A 12417-nucleotide genomic window follows, 5' to 3' on the forward strand; every position below is an offset into this window, starting at 1 on the left:
CTCACGGGCAGGTGAACTGGAGGACGGTGGGAACGTGGTCACTGATCAGATTGGCTCCGATCCAACGGTCGGTCAGGGTCAGCACAGCGGGGTGCTGGTTGAGAGCCGGCGCCTGGTCCGCGTTGTACAGCGGCGGAATCCTGTTGGCGTAGTAGTTCTGGATCTGCCCGACCCAGACCTGGCCCGGGGCCAGGCCGCCCGGTGCCGCGGGGCCGGGGACGATGCTTGCCGGGACATCCACGACAAGCCCGGCATCAGCGGGGCTACCGCCGGCCGCCGGGGTGAGCATCGCCGCGCCGGACACTTGTGTGCCGCCGTAGAACGTCAGGTCGTAGCAACAGTCGCGCAAGGCGGCAAGGTTCCCCGGGGCCATCCCCGCGACGGCCCGGGCGTTCGCTGCGTTGTACTGCAGCAGGATCGTGCCCTGTCTGGTCACCGCGGAACGCAGCGCCTGGTTCGGAACGGACGTGACCGTCGGTGGCGCGGCCGGCACCTGGAACGGGACGATCGGGGGCCCGCCGGCGGGCAGGGCACCGGGGCCGGCCACCGCGGTGCCGACCAGGAGCGGCACCGCCGCCGACCCACCGTTCTGCGGCGTCGGCGTAAGGGTGACGAAGGCGTTGTGGTTGACCTGTTCCAGAAACCTACCGCCGTCCAGGTTCTGCTTGAAGTCCACGTTCCAATCGCCGGTGATGATCAGCTCCCGCACCGGCACGGCCGCGCCGTCGATGCTCAGATAGCCGCATTCGACCGGGGGCGGCCCGGCCGCGGCCAGATCGCGGAACGCGTACTTCTGGACGGCGTGCAGGAATTTCATCTGCGCGATCTGCCGGGTGGCGCCCCCATTGTGGGCGTGGCTGCTACGGGTGGCGTAGAAGTGGCAGACCACGATCGGCAGGTAGTAGTGGTTCCCGGCCGGGGTGTGGATGTGGAACAGGGCAAGACACGGCAGGCGCGCGCCGATGCCCTGGGCCAATCCGCCCTGTGCCGCGGGTTGGCCGCCGAATCTGACCAGTCTGGCCATGCGCGCTCTTGGCGGCACCGCGAACAGGTCCAGGAGCGGCTGGCGCGGCGGCGCGGGCAGAGGCGCGGGGAAGGGAGCGCCGAAGTTGGCTGGCCACGTAGTGAAGTCGATCTCCTCCAGATTGCGTACCGGGTGGTTCACCGTGCCGATGTCGGCCGGGGGAGCCGCAACGTGCACGTTGTTGGTGACGGCGGTGAAGCGCACGAGGTTGAGGTTGCGGCACAAGAAGCCGTAGCGCTCGCGCCCGGTAGCGCTGGTGTACGTCAGGGCCCAGTGGTTGGCGCCGTCGATCACGCGCAGGTCCGCCGCGAGCGCTTGCAACGCGACGACCCCGGTGCTTCCGGTCGGCTCGAGGATGATCGCGATGTCCGCGTTCGCGCCGACGATCGTGTGGCTGATGGCACGCAGCATCCCGGGGATGGCGCTCTTCGGCTGCCCGAACTTGCGGATGTTCCACTGCAGCACACGGATGTTCGGCATGACTGCCTCCCAGCTCGTAGAGACCGCGTCAGGGCGCACACGATCGACGCGCCGTTTCGGTGGCGGGAGGTCGTACCGAGCCCCGTGGACCTTCCTGGCGGCTTGTGATCAACCGTACGTCGCCCGTCATCGCATGGCGGGTATGTCGGTGTGCTCCGTCCGGGTGCTTTATGGCAGGTTGGATGCGGATCTTGTTCGAGTGCTGCTGAACCCCCATGGGGATGTAGTAAGGATCCGGCGGGTCCTGGGCGTCATGCCGTTCCCGGCGGTCCTTCGAGGTCCGCAATCCGTAGGGTCAGAAAGCAGCACCGGCCGTTCTGAGTCGTACTAGGCCGTGTCAGGGAATGTATTAAGAGCTGGGCGCTCGTTGTCGAAGCCGTCACTCTCTTCGGGAGTCTTACTCCACTGCCATGACAACCTCGATGGGCCGCCGTCGCGACAGTAGCGCGGCCGGGACCAGCATCCCTCCGACCACCACCACGCCGGTCAACAGGATGCCCGCGAACAGATACGACGGCGGCATGTAGGGAAGCCAGGTGTGGAACTGGGCGTGCAGCATGGGGGCGAGCGTCACCATTCCCACCCCGATCGCCAGCGCCAGCGCCGTGCCCAGGACGATCGCCGCCTCGACACCGACTATGCCCAGGATGCGGGGTCGGTCGGCCCCGGCGAGCCGGGTGACGGCCAAGGCACGGCGGCGGCCGGCCATGACGGTGATGAGCGTGTTCAGTGCGGCCGACGCGGCGAAGACGCAGTAGACGCTGGTTCCGGCGTAGTCGAGCCACACGTCCGTCGCGGCGTCGGCGGTGCCGGTGATGTGCGCGGCGGTGGTGTGCATCGAGACCTTGACGATGGCGAAGCCGATCGCCAGCACGAGCGGGACAAGCGCCCCGGACAGCGGCCGGGAGAGCACCGCGATGTTGTCGGCCGCGATGGTGGCCGTGCCGGAGCCGCCGAGTGCTGTGGCGAGTGGCCGGGCGAGGCCGACGATGGCACGTAGCAGGATCGGCCCGAGCAATCCCACGCCGACGCAGAGGGCGAGCATGACGAAGAAAGCGGCGTCGCCGGCGTTCTTCGCGTCGAGCTTGGAGATGAGCCCGGCCAGCACTACGCCACCGGCGAGAAGCAGTACACCGAGCAGCGTGCGGAACACGCCGATGCGAGGACGTCCGGTCGCCGAGTCGGTCAGGGCGCGTGCCGGACGCACGCGGGCGGGCCGGATGGCGGCGACGAGCGAGCCGAGAACGGAGGTGGCGAGCTCGATGCCGGCGACGATCGGCAGCGCTAGAAGGTCCGGGTGGAAGGTGACCTGCGGAGGGAGGATGTCATGGGAGCGCAGCGCCGAGATCCAGGCATTCCCGGCGAGCGTGCCCAGCCCATATCCGAGCGCTGAGGATGGCAGCGCGACGATCGCTGCTTGCAGCGCGGCTGAGCGGCGGATGCGTGCCGGCGTGGCACCGACGGCGCGCAGCAGGGCGATGTCCCGGGTCTGGCGGCTGATGACGAGGTTCATCGCTACGCCGACCAGCAGGATGGACATGTAGACGGAGCTGCCGATGAAGACGCCGTTCATGGCGCCGACGTCAGGGCTGATGAGGCTGTGGCGCTGGGGCTTGGTCAGCGGTGCGGTGTCCATCGACCGGGCGGCCATGATCGCGGCGCTGATGACGGTGGCCGCGATGGTCTGAGTGGCGGCCGGGCCGAGGAAGGCCCAGCGGTGACGACGCAGGGCTTGGAGAGTGATGCCTGAGGTCATGCCGGGTTCCAGATGGGACGGGCAGCTACGCGGCCGACGGCGTGACCGGCTGTGAAGTCGGCGTCTCGGCCGCCGTGAGCCGTTCGGTGAACGTGGCCGTCATCGGCGACGGGATTCCCGGCTCCCGCGCCGACTGAAACAGCACGCAGGCGTGCGGCGATGGTCCCCTCATCCGACGGCGTCGGCCCGTCCACCACAACTCGTCCGTTTTGTAGCAGCACCAGCCGGTCGCTGATCGAGGCGGCGCGCGGATCGTGTGTCACCATCACCACCGTCACCCCGTCCCGATCCACCGCCTGCCTCAGCAGGCCCAGGATCTGACCGCCGGTCGTCGGGTCGAGGGCACCGGTCGGCTCGTCGGCGAAGACCACCGCGGGCCGCGTCACCAGCGCTCGCGCTACGGCAACGCGCTGCCGCTGACCCCCGGACAGCTCACCGACCGGCCGCCGCTCCAGACCGCCCAGACCCACCGCGTCGAGCACGCGCGCCACGGCCGCGCGCCCCGCCTTCGGACCGCCGAGCCGGCTCGGAAGCAGCACGTTCTGGCCGACTGTCAGCTCTGACAGCAGGTTGTAGGCCTGAAAGACGAATCCCACGCGATCCCGCCGCAGCCGCGTGAGCCGCCGCTCCCGCATCCGTCCGATCTCACGCTCGGCCAGCCACACCCGCCCCCTGTCCGGCCGGTCCAGCCCGGCGGCGCAGTGCAGCAGAGTGCTCTTCCCTGAGCCTGTGGCACCCATGATCGCCACGAACTGCCCTGGCGGTACCGACAGCGTCACGTCGCGAAGCGCCCACACCGGCGCTCGGCCCGTCTCGAACCTGCGGCTTACTGATTCCAACTGCACGGACATGACACCAGACTGGCCGCCCAAAGCTGGGGATTCGACCGTGCGACCCCGAATGTCGTTGGTAGGGATAACCGGGGGCCATGCGCGAGACCTCGTCGCGTCCAGGCTGAGCACCGCCGCGATCACGGAGACGGCCATGAACACCTGCGCTAGCAGCGGGCGTGGCGGTGCCTACACCCCCTACGATCGTGGACATCGCACTGCTGGGACAGCTTCTCGCCCAGGTTCTTCCAGATCATGAAATCGGACCTTGGCTGGCGGCGGCGGGATATCAACGGGATCCGACCCGGGAGCGGAGGCGGTGGTCGCCTGGACGGACGCGCAGATCCGGCTGCTGACGACCGCCGAGGCACGGTGATCCCGATCAGCGGCCGGCGGCCGTCCGCAGCCACGGCGTCCGGGCCGGTGCGCGTCCGGAAGTGGGTCGAATCCCTCCATGGAAGCGCCCCGCTTTCGCAATATCCTGACTCGAAGAGGCGCCGGGCGGGAGGCTTTCCATGAACGAGGACGATGTGACGGCTGCGCCGTCAGCCCTGACGCGGCTGCGGGGCGGCGTCGACGCCCCCGACAGCCCGCACGCCCCTGCCGCCCACTCGTCGACGGACCTCGTGGCGCGCGCCGAGGCCGTCCTGGCCCTGGTCCGCGAGGAGGCGTCCGACACCACGCCGGAGGAGGACCAGCGGATCTTGGCCGGCATCTGGGAGCGCCTCGGTGAGCCGGAGACGCAGGCAGGCGGCGACGCGGACATCGCCGAAGCAGTGCTCGACGACCACTTCGGCCGAGTCCTCGCCGCCCCCGACCCCCCGGTGTCGATCGACGGGCTGATCGCCGAATTCGACTCCCTGCTCGCCCTGCTCCACGACCTGAAGCGCGCCTGACCCCGCCCCCGGCCCGCACCGCGTCCGCACAGTGTCCGCACCGCGCCCCAATTGATCGGAGCCGCCATGGGATCCCAGGAAAGCAGGCCCGCCGCGGACGCCGTGGCCCGCATGCAGGACGCCGTCGCCACGCTCGCCCGGGACCCGTCGACCGTCGCCAGGGCGCAGCAGGTCGTCGCGGACATCGAGGGGCGGATCGCGGCCGGGACGCTCGAGTTCAACCCGGAAGTGCCCATCAAGCTGGACGAGCTCAGGGCGAAGATCGCCCAGGCGAGAGAACAGCTGCGGCTGCTGGCGGAGCGGGTCGAGGCCCGGCGCCGGCAGACGCTGGCGACGCAGGAAGCGGCGCGAGCCGAGTTGGAACGCGTTACCCGCGAGCAGGAAGCAAGGCGCCGCCAGGCGCAGTCCGAGACACCGGTGAAGGTCCCGATTTATCTCAGGGCCCTGATCTCCCCGGACTCGCCCTACCTCGGCGTCGAGGACTTCGACGACGCGTACGTCTACGACACGGTCATCGCCGCCGGCAATGCGGAACTCCAGGCAGCCGGACTTCTTGTTCGCGCCTACAAGGAGAGCCACACCGGATACCAAGGCCTCTTCGAATGGCTGCAAGCCAGGCTGAAGGGCTACACGAGCCTCGCCCAGTTCAACCACTTCGTCGACATCCTGAAGTCGCCCCGGGAGGATGAGCTCCTCCTGCGGCTCCGCAGCCTCCTCGACGCCGTCGACCGGGCCAACCGCTTCAAGTACTCGCTGTTCGAGCAGGACGCCCAGGTTCCGGGTGCCGTGGATTCCCGCGAAGGTGTAGTGAAGGAGACTCTGGAGAGGACCACCTTCGAACTCGCGGCGTTCCTCTCCGACCATGCGTCGCAGTTCGCTCACGTCACGATCGACGGCATGTCGCTCTACGAGCACCTCATGCAGGCGCTCCAGAGCGGGAGCTGCAACAACCAGTACGCCGAGGTCGTCCGGCGGGCGCTCCAGAAGCAGTACCGCCAGGTCCCGCCGGTATTCTCGATCATGTACCGGCTCCACGTCTCGGGGTATTTCGCCGCTTCCGGGGACGAGGACTGACCCGCTCCACCATTTGCCAAGTCACCCGCACGCCTTCCCCGGTTGGCGCGCCGTGCCGCGATCGTGTAGCTATCTGCCATGCCAATGCGCCCCGGTGTTGGATCCGCGACACCGTTCGCCGAGTCCTCACCCGCCTCGTCGACCGCGGTGTCCGTCATCCTCGTCGGAGGTGGAAAGGCGCAGCTGAGCAAGCCCGCCGTGGCCCGCGACCTGTATGTCAGCCCGCAGTTCGCACAACGGCGGGCCCGGGCCGAGGCGAGCGGTGTGCCGTGGTTCGTAGTCAGCGGTCGCTGGGGGCTGCTCCACCCCGACGACCTCCTCGCGCCCTATTCATTCTCCTTCGCGCAACAGTCGTTGAACTACCGACGAGCCTGGGGCCGCTTCGTGGCCGAGCAGCTGTGCCTGTTCAGCTCAGTCGGCCGCGGCGACGTCGTGGAGATCTGCGCCGGTGCCGCCTACACCTCCGCGCTCACCGCTCCGATCGGGTACCTCGGCGCCCTGATCCGCCGGGAGACAGCGGGCGCGAGCGATTCGGGGGACGAGCCGCGATAGCCCGAGATTGGGCCAGCTCATCGTCGGGGCGGCGAACAAGTCCCGGACGCCGCCGTTGTGGTTGTAGGGGGTTGTAGGCGGCACGCATCCTGAACCGTGGTTCCCGGGTTCAGCGGCCGAACTCGTTCAGGCGGGGCGAACGTCGCCCGCCGCGGCCCTGGTGCGCGACAAAGGCGCCTGAGGATCAGCTACTTCACGTTGGCGAACGGTTATGGACGGAGCCTGAGGGCCAGGGCGGGACATTCGGAGACGGCCTTGCGGGCCCGGCGCCGCGCACGGTCCGGAACCGGGTCCGGGTCGATGATCGGGTATCCCCATTCATCCAGGGTGATCCGCTCAGGGAGCAGGTCGGCGCAGGCGCCGTGGCCGCGGCAGGCGGTCCAGTCGACGGTCGCGCGCGGAGGCCGGGAGGCGGTTGGGGGGTCTGCCATGGATCAGGCTCCTTGCTCGGCAGTTCCGGTGGGCAGCATCGGCGGGCGACCGGGCGCCCGGCATCGGCCGTGGGCGTGGGCGTCCGCCTCGGCGGCGAATGTGGTCAGAGCGCTGAGGGCCAGGCGGGCCGAGCCGTCGGGGTGGCGGCACGCGCCGCGCCCGGTGACCAGGCCGGCCCAGCGTGACAGGCTCTCGCGGACCCTCACGAGGTCTGCCCGCGGCGCCGGTCGGGCCAGGGCGCCGAAGGCCGCGGCGATACGGGGAAGCCCGTTCAGGCAGGGCCCGCACTGGCCGGCCGACTCCAGCGCCAGGAAGCGCAGGATCGCCGCGGTCTCGACGATGCCACACCGGTCCTGGGGCAGCACCGCGATCATTCCGGCGCCCAGTGGCACGCCCAGGCCCTCGGCGGTCACCGGCGTGGCCGGGCCGACCCGGCCGTCGGCGGGCGTTGCCCGCGGCGACCCCGATGCCGAGGCCACCGGCAGCCATGAGCCGTGGTACCCGCCGACGAGCACTGCCTGCGCGTCCGCGACTCCGGGCCCGGCCAGTCGCTCCAGCGAGAGACCCGGGCTGGCCTCCACCACAGCCGGAGCCGCGTCGCCGCGGTGCACGGTGAACAGCGTCGTCGTCGCGCCGGACCGGTACCAGGCCGGCCCGTGGCGCGCGATCAAAGCCAGGTGAGCCAAGGTCTCCACGTTGTGCAGCAGGGTCGGCGCGCCGTCGACGCCGTCCTCGAACACCGGCCGGGCCTGGAACCGCGGCTTGGCCGGACCCCCGTTCAGCAGCGAGACCAGCGCGGTCTCCTGACCGGACAGGAAACGCGGCGGCACCTCGACGATGGTGACCGGCACCCGAGACCCGGCCCGCTGCTCGCTCGCCGTCCTCAGGCGCCATCGCAGACCGCTGTGGGCTTCGACGGCCACGAACGCCCGGCTCGCGCCGACGGCGGTGGCCGCGAGTTCGACACCGTCCAGCACCAGATGCGGGCTGTGCCACAGCAGGGCCTTGTCCTTGGCGCTGGCCGGTTCGCCTTCGGAGCCGTTGGCGACGACCACCGCCCGGCGCCCGGTCCGCTCGGCGGCTTCGCGCACGGCGGCCATCTTGCGGTGCACGGGGAATCCTGCGCCGCCCTGACCCGTCAGGCCTGCCCGGTCGGCCATCTCGATGACGCGTGCGCCGTCGATCCGGGGAGTCGATCCGTAAAGCGCACGGTGCGCCGAGAAATCCAGCGGTTCCAGCGGCAACAGCCGGGGCGAAGTGCCGGAGACGAGCGACCGGACATCAGTGGGCAGGACTGTCGTTCTCATCGTCGGCCTCCTTCACCGATGGGAGCCCCGGAAACGGCGCGGTGCCGTCCCGGAGCGGCGTGCCAGTCGGCGGTCGGCGCTTCAGCCGCCGTCAGTACCGAGTCCGGGGTCGAACGGCGTCGGGCGGCCGTCACCCGATAGAGGATGGCGGCCAGCACCGAGCCGACGCATCCGGCGGTCAGCCACAGCATCCAGCCGGACATGAGGTGCCCGGTGCCGTTGCCGAGCTTCACGCCGTGCAGGACGGCCACCGGCCATGAGGCGTACGCCAGCCAGTGGACGGCCCGCCAGGCCCGCCGTCCCAGGCGGGCGCGCAGCAGGCTGGTCGCGACGACCGCCAGCATGAGATCCACGGCGACGGTGCCCAGGCCCACCCACAACGGCCGGTACGAAGAGCTGAACGGCACCAGGGCGGCCAGGGGACTGATGTTCACGTACGAGTCCGCGACCGCCGTCACGATGTGAACAGTCATGAACACGACCGCCAGCAGGGAAAGGCTGCGGTGCAGCGCGACCGTGGCCAGCCGCGGCATGCCGGGTATGCGCGTACGTTCCCGCACACCGATTCCCAACGCCATCACCAGGGTGAACAGGACCAGGCTCACGATGCCGGTGGCTTGTCCGGCGTACCACATCACCGCTGAATCCATGACGGGCCTCCCATCGGTTCGACGGCCGGGCCGAGGTCGTCCGCCTCGGTCGGCACACCCGGTCCCCGTCCCCGGGCGCCGGTCTGTTCGGCCGGCCAGCGTCCGACGGTGTGGACGGTCCCGTCCTCGGCGACCAGCCGTGCGTCCAGGCCGAGCCCGGCGAGCCAGTCGGGGGCACGGTCGCCCCGGATCACAGCGGCGGTGCTCGCGATGTTGGCGTCCAGGCAGGTGGCGGCGGTCACGCTGACGGTGCGCCACGGGGTGCGGGCCGGCAGGCCGGTGCGCGGGTCGACGATGTGGTGGACACCGGCACCGCCGCGGCTCCACCGGCGCGCGGCCGTGCCGGAGGTCGCCAGACCGCCGTCGCGGATCACCACCTCGGTGCGGGGACCGTCGGGATCGCTGCGATCTGTCACGTCTTGGACACGGATCGTCCAGCCGTCCCGGGGCGGCGGTCCCGCCACGGCGATGTCACCGCCCAGCCCCACCAGCACGCCGCAACCCAAGGTCTCGGCCAGATCCGCGGCGGCCCGGTCGGCGGCCCACGCCTTGGCCGTCGCCCCCAGATCGAGCCGGATCCCCGCCGGCACCGCCAGCGTCCGGTGCGCCGCGTCGAAGGCGATCCGGCGCCAGCCGGGAACCGGGCGCACCGTCAGCTTCAGCGGGGCGCCATCCTGTTCCACCAGGGCGAAGTCACGGTCGTAGCCGAGCGCGGCCAACGCGGATCCGACGGTGGGGTCAACGTCCCCGCACGTCTGCTCGGCTCCACGCAGCGCCGCGGCGACAGCCCCCGCCAGCACCCCGCTGACCGGCGTCTCCCGACCGCCCGACCGGTCCAGCGCGACGATCTCGGAGTCCTCCCGGAAACGGCTGCAAGCCGTGTCCACCTCGGCCAGCCAGGCGGCCAAAGCCGGCCGGGCCGCGTCCAGCGCCTCCGGTTCGGTGACCGCGAGCCGGACCGCGCAGCCGAGGGCGCGCCAGTCGGCGGCGGCGAACGGCCGCGTGCCGACGCTCACGAGCCGCCCGACGTCGCAGCCGGGGCAGGAGGCGTCGTGGTGGGGGAGGTGAGCGGTCGGGTGGTCGGGGAGGAGCCGGCTGAGCTTGAGGACCGGCGTGGGGCGGGAACCGGGGCGGTTGAGGCCGGCGGGGGCGAGGCTGGCGATGACGCGGACCGTGAGGTGGTCGGCGCCGAGGATGACGAGGACGCTTGCCGCGCGGACGAGGCTGGCGCGGCGGAAGACGGCGCCGAGGGTGACGTCGGCGAGGAGGGCGACGAAGGCGATGTGGGCGAGGGCGAACCTGCTTCAGCGCTGCCGGGCGCTGTCGCCGCGGGCTGGAGGCCCGAGCCGGCCGGAGTGGTGGAGGCGGACTGACCTGGGCGGGGGCCCGACCTCGACGCGCCATGGTGCGAGTGGGCCCGGGGCACTGTGGCGGCGATCGCCACGCCCCCGGCAACGCTCGCCGCGGTGACCGTCCAGGTCACTGCGGATATTCGGACGAGCTTGCGGCGGGCTTCATGCTCCATGACGCTCTCCTCACATTCGGAGTGACCGGTCGTCACCCACCGTGGTTACTCTGCGTAATAGATAGCGGCGTAGCCACCGAACATACCCTCTAAGCGGAAAATCCCAAAAGAGCATGAGTTATACGATCTCGCTAAACGATTCTGCGGGCGCTCCCGCTGAAGTAGCGTTCGAAGAGACCCAGCCGCAGTCCGAGGGGCCTGCGTCGTGATCGCCGAAAAGGCGCGCGTCCCGCGGCCGGAGCCGGAGCCCGAGCCGGAGCCCGACGAGACGCGGCCGGTGAACCGCGCGTGCTGTTGCAGTCGAGATGGGGGCCGGGGCCGCGGCGTTCGCCCGTGCGATGGGCCTGTTCGAGGGGCTGGTCGGCGATCTGACCGACCGCAGGGCAGAGGCACCGCCGGACCGAGAAGGGCCATGAGCGGCAGCTGAACACCGTGTTCGGCAAACTGCGCATCGGTGGTATCGCCTACCGGGTATCGGGTCGCGCGAATCTGTATCAGTGGCCCCCAGGGCCCCCAAGTGGGGGCAGCTTGGCGACGATGCGGTCGAGTCGGCGGAGCCTTCCACGAATACCGAGATGCTGCCTGAACTGTGTGGATGAGGTAATCGGCAGCTATAACGCCATCGCGGCCCGTGCCGCAGAGCGCTGACAGCGGCGCCATAGCCGCTCTCGCCCGCTTTGCGGGTTTCGGTGCAGCCGGTCCAGTGGCTCCAAGGACCGGGCCCGGACGACTCGTTCGACGGCGGGTCGCGTCAGCGGCGGAGGGCCTCGACCGGTTCGATGCGGGCCGCGCGCAGCGCCGGGTACGTTCCGGCCATCAGGCCGACGACGGCGCCGATCAGCGGGGCCGGCAGCACCGTGACTGGGTCGAGGACTGCGGTCCAGTGACGCGTCATGGCGACACCCACGACGACGCCCACGCCGAGGGCCGTGCCGATCAGGCCGCCCAGCGCGCCGATCGCCGGAGGTGATCTGACCGCTCGCGGTCGAGGTGAGTCCGAGGATGGCCACGAACGCGCCGACCCCCAGCACGGTGCCGAACATCGTGAGCATGGTGCGCGCCGGACGTTGCACGAGTCCGGCTACGGCTTCCGAGCCCAGCTCCCGCAGACGCGGCCGCGACTTCTCGATCGCCGAGGTCCGGCGGCTAGGCGACATGCGGCGCGTCCTCGGCCGGCGGCTCCTCGGTCAGGTCTCCGTCGCGGATGGTCACCGTGCGGTGCGCGCGAGCGGCGACGGTGGGGTCGTGGGTGATGACCATGAGGGTCAGTCCGGACGCCACCAGCTCGTCCAGGAGATCCAGCACCTTGGCGGCGGTGACGGTGTCGAGGTTCCCCGTCGGTTCGTCGGCCAGCACCAGCCGGGGCTTGTTGACCAGGGCCCTGGCGATCGCGACCCGCTGCCGTTCGCCGCCGGACAGCGTCGACGGCAAAGCGGCCAGTCGATGGCCGAGCTCGACGGCCTGGAGCGCGGCGACGGCGTCGTCCCGGCGTTCGTTCCGTCGGCGCCGGTCGGTGTACAACTGGGCCATCATGACGTTCTCCACCGCGGTGCGATGGGGAAGCAGGTGGAACGCCTGGAACACGAAGCCGATCCGCCGCCCGCGCAGCGCTGTCCGGTCGCGTTCTGAGAGGACCGTGGTGTCGAGCCCGTCCAGAAAGAGTCGGCCTTCCGTCGGGCGATCGAGCAATCCCAGCAGGTTCAACAACGTCGACTTGCCGGATCCGGACGGGCCGATGATGGCCACGTACTCGCCCTCTTCGACCGTCAGGTCTGCCGACCGCAGCGCTTGTACCGGCGGCGGTCCGTGGTATGTCCGAGTCAGGCCGCGCAGCTCCAGGACCGGTGTGCCGGCGGCGTTGCATCGCTCGGCGACGCCCATCATGGTGTCG

At 70.6% G+C, this 12417-nt stretch carries 13 protein-coding genes; 4 read left to right on the plus strand and 9 right to left on the minus strand.

Annotation, left to right across the window (positions count from 1 at the left end):
- Window position 1 precedes the first annotated feature (1 nt).
- The 3 genes from ABD466_RS05590 to ABD466_RS05600 form a co-directional block, all read right to left on the minus strand.
- On the minus strand, window positions 2-1504 hold the full coding sequence (locus ABD466_RS05590) for an exonuclease/endonuclease/phosphatase family protein (protein ID WP_344655843.1): 1503 nt from the start codon (window positions 1502-1504) through the stop codon (window positions 2-4).
- A gap of 397 nt (window positions 1505-1901) precedes the next feature.
- A complete protein-coding gene (locus tag ABD466_RS05595; RefSeq protein WP_344655844.1) occupies window positions 1902-3260 on the minus strand; it encodes an ABC transporter permease in 1359 nt (452 codons plus the stop codon).
- Window positions 3257-4246 carry an ABC transporter ATP-binding protein gene (locus tag ABD466_RS05600; protein ID WP_344655845.1) on the minus strand — a complete coding sequence of 330 codons (990 nt, stop codon included), beginning with the start codon at window positions 4244-4246 and terminating at the stop codon, window positions 3257-3259. Before ABD466_RS05600 ends, ABD466_RS05595 begins: the two co-directional genes overlap by 4 nt.
- A 359-nt stretch (window positions 4247-4605) precedes the next feature.
- Here ABD466_RS05600 and ABD466_RS05605 point away from each other — a divergent pair, with 359 nt between their 5' ends.
- The 3 genes from ABD466_RS05605 (at window position 4606) to ABD466_RS05615 (ending at window position 6612) form a co-directional block, all read left to right on the plus strand.
- Window positions 4606-4986, plus strand: a complete 381-nt coding sequence (locus ABD466_RS05605; RefSeq protein ID WP_344655846.1) for a hypothetical protein — start codon at window positions 4606-4608, stop codon at window positions 4984-4986.
- A 66-nt stretch (window positions 4987-5052) separates the two neighbouring features.
- Window positions 5053-6060, plus strand: coding sequence for a hypothetical protein (locus ABD466_RS05610; RefSeq protein ID WP_344655847.1), 1008 nt, complete (start codon window positions 5053-5055; stop codon window positions 6058-6060).
- An 84-nt stretch (window positions 6061-6144) separates the two neighbouring features.
- A complete protein-coding gene (locus ABD466_RS05615) occupies window positions 6145-6612 on the plus strand; it encodes a DUF6884 domain-containing protein (protein ID WP_344655848.1) in 468 nt (155 codons plus the stop codon).
- Window positions 6613-6821: 209 nt separating this feature from the next.
- On the opposite strand, the gene ABD466_RS05620 is transcribed toward ABD466_RS05615, so the two are convergent.
- Genes ABD466_RS05620 through ABD466_RS05635 form a run of 4 tightly spaced genes read right to left on the minus strand, consistent with a single transcriptional unit; the run spans window position 6822 to window position 10017 of the window.
- Complete coding sequence (locus ABD466_RS05620) at window positions 6822-7043, minus strand: ferredoxin (RefSeq protein ID WP_344655849.1); 222 nt, start codon at window positions 7041-7043, stop codon at window positions 6822-6824.
- Between the two features lie 3 nt (window positions 7044-7046).
- On the minus strand, window positions 7047-8351 hold the full coding sequence (locus ABD466_RS05625; RefSeq protein ID WP_344655850.1) for an NADH-ubiquinone oxidoreductase-F iron-sulfur binding region domain-containing protein: 1305 nt from the start codon (window positions 8349-8351) through the stop codon (window positions 7047-7049).
- Complete coding sequence (locus ABD466_RS05630; RefSeq protein WP_344655851.1) at window positions 8348-9001, minus strand: ferric reductase-like transmembrane domain-containing protein; 654 nt, start codon at window positions 8999-9001, stop codon at window positions 8348-8350. The genes ABD466_RS05625 and ABD466_RS05630 overlap by 4 nt, the downstream gene beginning before the upstream one ends.
- Window positions 8986-10017: an FAD:protein FMN transferase gene (locus ABD466_RS05635; RefSeq protein WP_344655852.1), complete on the minus strand. Its 1032-nt coding sequence runs from the start codon at window positions 10015-10017 to the stop codon at window positions 8986-8988. The genes ABD466_RS05630 and ABD466_RS05635 overlap by 16 nt, the downstream gene beginning before the upstream one ends.
- Before the next feature lie 36 nt (window positions 10018-10053).
- Here ABD466_RS05635 and ABD466_RS05640 point away from each other — a divergent pair, with 36 nt between their 5' ends.
- On the plus strand, window positions 10054-10374 hold the full coding sequence (locus tag ABD466_RS05640) for a hypothetical protein (RefSeq protein WP_344655853.1): 321 nt from the start codon (window positions 10054-10056) through the stop codon (window positions 10372-10374).
- 903 nt (window positions 10375-11277) lie between these two features.
- Here ABD466_RS05640 and ABD466_RS05645 read toward each other — a convergent pair.
- Both ABD466_RS05645 and ABD466_RS05650 read right to left on the minus strand, forming a co-directional pair.
- A complete protein-coding gene (locus ABD466_RS05645) occupies window positions 11278-11421 on the minus strand; it encodes an ABC transporter permease (protein WP_425558548.1) in 144 nt (47 codons plus the stop codon).
- A 251-nt stretch (window positions 11422-11672) separates the two neighbouring features.
- Window positions 11673-12410 carry an ABC transporter ATP-binding protein gene (locus ABD466_RS05650; RefSeq protein ID WP_425558554.1) on the minus strand — a complete coding sequence of 246 codons (738 nt, stop codon included), beginning with the start codon at window positions 12408-12410 and terminating at the stop codon, window positions 11673-11675.
- Window positions 12411-12417: the final 7 nt, after the last annotated feature.

The sequence above is a fragment of the Catenulispora subtropica genome, from assembly GCF_039531675.1.
GTDB classification, from domain to species: domain Bacteria; phylum Actinomycetota; class Actinomycetes; order Streptomycetales; family Catenulisporaceae; genus Catenulispora; species Catenulispora subtropica.